This is a genomic window from Bartonella sp. AP88HLJMH (genome assembly GCF_042195605.1).
GTDB lineage: Bacteria > Pseudomonadota > Alphaproteobacteria > Rhizobiales > Rhizobiaceae > Bartonella.
The window spans coordinates 1-1,018 of the sequence record NZ_JBHIOR010000091.1 but is presented as its reverse complement, the minus strand read 5'-3'; the positions used below and the strand labels follow the sequence as shown (position 1 = coordinate 1,018).

Annotated in this window: 1 protein-coding gene; it reads left to right on the top strand. The window is 34.1% G+C overall.

What is annotated here, in order from left to right; all coding sequences use genetic code 11:
* Positions 1–255: 255 nt before the first annotated feature.
* Positions 256–1,018, top strand: a 763-nt coding sequence (locus tag ACFIMA_RS09735) for a DnaB-like helicase N-terminal domain-containing protein (RefSeq protein ID WP_375693451.1), incomplete at its 3' end; no start/stop codon positions are given.

The window sequence follows — 1,018 nt, the reverse complement described above, 5'->3', positions numbered from 1 at the left end:
TATATTACACAAAACGTGTAAAAATGCAAGCCTTAATACATAAAAACCGCATCAAAATGAATTGATACGGCTTTTATTATCAAAACAGCTAGCGATCTAAATAAACGATTAAAAGAAATAACCGAAATATAAAAGAACATCTCTTTATTGCACAAAACGTATCAAAAAGCAAGCTGTTAAGTAAAATAAAAATGGGATTCACACTGTAGATTCAGTGATTTATAATTATCATTTATCAAATCAATTTAAATCATAATGAATAAAATGAACGCTGTTAATTTACCTTCTTTTCAAACAGAAGAACAATCTTCTTTTCGTCAACTGCCCCATAATATTGAAGCAGAGAAAGCTTTGCTGGGTGCTATCATTATCAATAATAATGCTCTTGATAGCGTTTCTGATTTTTTAAAAGCAGAGCATTTTTTTGAACCGTTGCATCAAAAGCTTTTTGATATCATTTCACAAATTATTCAAAATGGAAAAGTTGCAGATCCCATTACTATTAAGCCCTTTGTTGAAAATGATGCGAAAATTGGTGACATCACTGTATATAATTACGTGGTGCGTTTAGCTAAAGAAGCTGTAACAATCATTAATACTAAAGATTATGGGAGTGTCATTTATGATCTGTTTATCCGACGTTCTTTAATTAACCTTGGCACTCAAGTTGTGAATAGAGCTTATGATGTTTCTGTAGAACTTACAACATCACAACAAATTGAAACTGTTGAAAATCAGTTGTTTGAATTGGCAGAAAAGGGAAAATACGGGGGTGGGTTTGAAAACTTTAATACAGCCATTGCAAAAGCACTTAACATGGCAAGTGCAGCGAAAAAGCGTTCTTCAAGGCTTTCAGGGATAGCTACCCATATCAAAACACTTGATGAGAAAATGGGAGGGTTACAAGCATCTGATTTGATTATCCTTGCGGGGCGCCCTGCTATGGGGAAAACCTCTCTGGCGACCAATATTGCTTTTAATATTGCCAATGCTTGCAAGCGTCATGATAACAGCCAAG